At 73.6% G+C, this 2,793-nt stretch carries 4 protein-coding genes; 2 read left to right on the top strand and 2 right to left on the bottom strand.

The window, feature by feature from the left end:
• The coding region (locus AC1DY2_RS18310; protein WP_476763711.1) for an alpha/beta fold hydrolase at positions 1-600 on the top strand (600 nt) is incomplete at its 5' end.
• A 47-nt stretch (positions 601-647) separates the two neighbouring features.
• On the opposite strand, the gene AC1DY2_RS18305 is transcribed toward AC1DY2_RS18310, so the two are convergent.
• Both AC1DY2_RS18305 and AC1DY2_RS18300 read right to left on the bottom strand, forming a co-directional pair.
• The gene (locus AC1DY2_RS18305) at positions 648-1,733 is read right to left on the bottom strand and encodes a trans-sulfuration enzyme family protein (protein ID WP_476763710.1); all 1,086 of its coding nucleotides are present in this window, start codon (positions 1,731-1,733) and stop codon (positions 648-650) included.
• Between the two features lie 73 nt (positions 1,734-1,806).
• Positions 1,807-2,337 (bottom strand): hypothetical protein, encoded by a 531-nt coding sequence (locus tag AC1DY2_RS18300; RefSeq protein ID WP_476763709.1) that lies wholly within the window; start codon positions 2,335-2,337, stop codon positions 1,807-1,809.
• A 159-nt stretch (positions 2,338-2,496) separates the two neighbouring features.
• On the opposite strand from AC1DY2_RS18300, the gene AC1DY2_RS18295 reads away from it, so the two are divergent.
• On the top strand, positions 2,497-2,793 hold a 297-nt coding region (locus AC1DY2_RS18295; protein WP_476763708.1), incomplete at its 3' end, for an adenosylhomocysteinase.

Here is a 2,793-nt window from a genome sequence, read left to right as displayed (position 1 = left end):
GCCGCAGCCGACGCGGCCGCGGTCGCCGACGCGTTCGGCGTCGGGCGCTTCGCCGCGATGGGCGCGTCGGGCGGCGGGCCGCACGCCCTGGCCGGGGCCGCGCTGCTTCCAGAGCGGGTGACCGCGGCCGTCACGCTCGCTGGCATCGCGCCGTACACCGACGCGTTCGACTGGTTCTCTGGCATGCGCTCACCCGGTGGGCTGCTCGCTGCACGGGAGGGTCGCGAGCAGCGCGCGGCCTTCGCCGAGGTCGAGGAGTTCGACCCCGAGCAGTTCCTGCCGGCCGACTTCGAGGCGCTCGACGGGGCCTGGTCGGCACTCGGGGCGGACGTCGCCGCCTCCGAGGCGTTCGGGAACGACGGGCTCATCGACGACGACGTGGCGTTCACGCGTCCGTGGGGGTTCGAGCTCGAGGACGTGCGCGTGCCGGTGCTCCTCGTCCAGGGCGAGGGCGACCGCGTGGTGCCGCGGCGGCACGCGGCCTGGATGCTGAGCCGCCTGCCCGACGCCGCCCTGTGGATGCGCCTCGACGACGGGCACGTCTCGGTGCTCCACACGGTGCCCGACACGATGGACTGGCTGCTCGACCACGCGCACTGAGGCGGCGAGGGACGCCGCGAGGCGGCGAGGTGGGCAGCCGTCCGCCGTCAGCCGAGCGAGTCGAGCGCCCGCACGAGGTCGCCGTGCAGGTCGTCGACATGCTCGAGTCCGACCGAGAGCCGCACGAGCCCCTCGGGAATCGAGGGCTGCTCGAGCGCCCAGCGGCGTCGCCGCTCGAACGTCGACTCGACGCCGCCCAGGCTCGTCGCGTGCACCCAGAGGCTCGTGCGCTGCACGAGCGCGTCGGCGGGCTCTGCGCCGCCGCGCACGACGATCGAGACGATCGCGCCGAAGCCGGGGTAGCGCACCTCCTCGAGCGCGGGGTGGCCGGCGAGTCGGCGCACGAGCTCCTGCGCGGTGGCCTGCGCGCGTTCGAGTCGCACGGGCAGGGTGCGCAGCCCGCGCAGCGCGAGGAACGTCTCGAGCGGGGCCGGGATCGCGCCGTGCAACGAGCGCCGCTGCACGGTCGCATCGGCGAGCTCGTCGGATGCCGTGACCACCGCGCCCATGAGCACGTCGCTGTGGCCCGAGATGTACTTCGTCGCCGAGTGCACGACCACGTCGGCGCCGAGGGCGAGCGGACGCTGCAGCAGCGGCGTGGCGAACGTGTTGTCGACGGCGACCAGCGCGCCGTGCTCGTGCGCCGCTCGCGCGATCGCCGCGATGTCGGCGACCTCGAGGGCGGGATTCGTGGGCGACTCGAACCACACCATCGCGGCGTTCTCGCAGGCGGCGGCCACGGCGGCGGTGTCGGTGATGTCGACGTACACGGCCCGCAGGCGGCCCTGCTCCTCGCGCTCCTCGAGCGCGGCGACGGTTCCCGTGTAGGAGTGCCGCGGCGCGACGACCGTGCCGCCCGGCTCGACGAGGTCGAGCACCGCGGCGACGGCGGCCATGCCCGACGCGAACGCGACGCAACGGCCGCCCTCGAGGGCGCCGAGGGTCTCCTCGAAGGCCGTCCACGTGGGATTGCCGTACCGCCCGTACTCGAGCTCGCCGCCCGCGACGTAGGTCGAGGTGAGGTGCACGGGCACACTCATGGGCTGGTCGGGCGTCTTCGCCGGGCGGCCGGCGATGACGGCGAGGGTGTCGGGGTGGAGCGCCGGCGTGTCCGGTGTGCTCGCGTCGTGCACGGTCGTGCCTCCAGGGATCGGGGGAGCGGAGGTCGTGGCATCCGCATGCGCCAGCCTATGACGCGGCCCGGCGTCACTGCTTCCGGTGGTCCGCGGCCGGCACGATTCCGCTCCTGCCGCCAGGGCCGCTGCCCTCGCTCTTCCCCTCGCCTTTGCCCTCCTTCCCGTCTTTGCCGTCTTTGCCGCCCTTGCCGTCCTCACCAGGCGCCGGCGCGGGCGGCGCCGGCTCGGACTGCTCGGCCTGCAGCTGCGTGATCTGCTCCTGCAACCGCGCCTGCTCCGCCAGCAGTCGCTGCTGCTCTGCCTCGGTCTCGGCCGCGGCGACGGCCGCTTCGAGGTCCTGGCGCACGAGGTCCATCGCCGACACGATCGCCGCGAAGCGCTGGTCGTGGAGCCGGCCGTCGCGTCGCGCCTTCGACACCTCCGTGGCGAGCTGGTCGAGCCCGGCGATCGCCGTCGGCCAGTCGCCTGCGGCGCTCGCGGTGCTCACGGCGACGACCTGGGCTCGCAGGTCCTCCTTCGTCGCGGCGTCGTACTGAGGCGCACAGCCCGACAGCGCCAACGTCGCCGTGAGCACGACGGACGCGATCCGTCCTGCGCGCATGTCACCCCCCATCCGTTGCGGTCACGATACGCAGCCGCTTCGGCGAAGTCGTGGGGGTTGACTCGACCCTCACGCGCGGCCCCGGCGGGCGACCGGCGCCCCGCCTCTTCGCGCGGTATCATCTGTAAAAGAAGCATTCATATATGAAAGTGAGCCGACATGTCGGAACTGCTCGAACGCGGCGCCGCGCGCACCACCTGGATCAGGTCCCGGATGCCGCTGCTCGCCGCCACCCGCGAGGACTTCGCCGCCCGACGGCCCTTCGCCGGGCTCCGGGTCGGCATGTCGCTGCACGTCGAGCCGAAGACCGCCGTGCTGCTCGAGGTGCTCGCCGCGGGCGGCGCCGAGATCGTCGCCACGGGCAACCACGGCTCGACGCAGGACGACGTGGTCGCCTACCTGCACAGCCTCGGCATGACGGTGTTCGGTCGCCGCGACGACACGCTCGACGAGCAC

It is taken from the genome of Agromyces sp. P1_H4, from assembly GCF_056405255.1.
This window is presented reverse-complemented; position numbering and strand designations above follow the sequence as displayed.

Coding starts and splice junctions, on each gene's coding strand:
- AC1DY2_RS18300 (WP_476763709.1), bottom strand. CDS start 2,337: ATGCGCGCAGGACGGATCGCGTCCGTCGTGCTCACGGCGACGTTGGCG.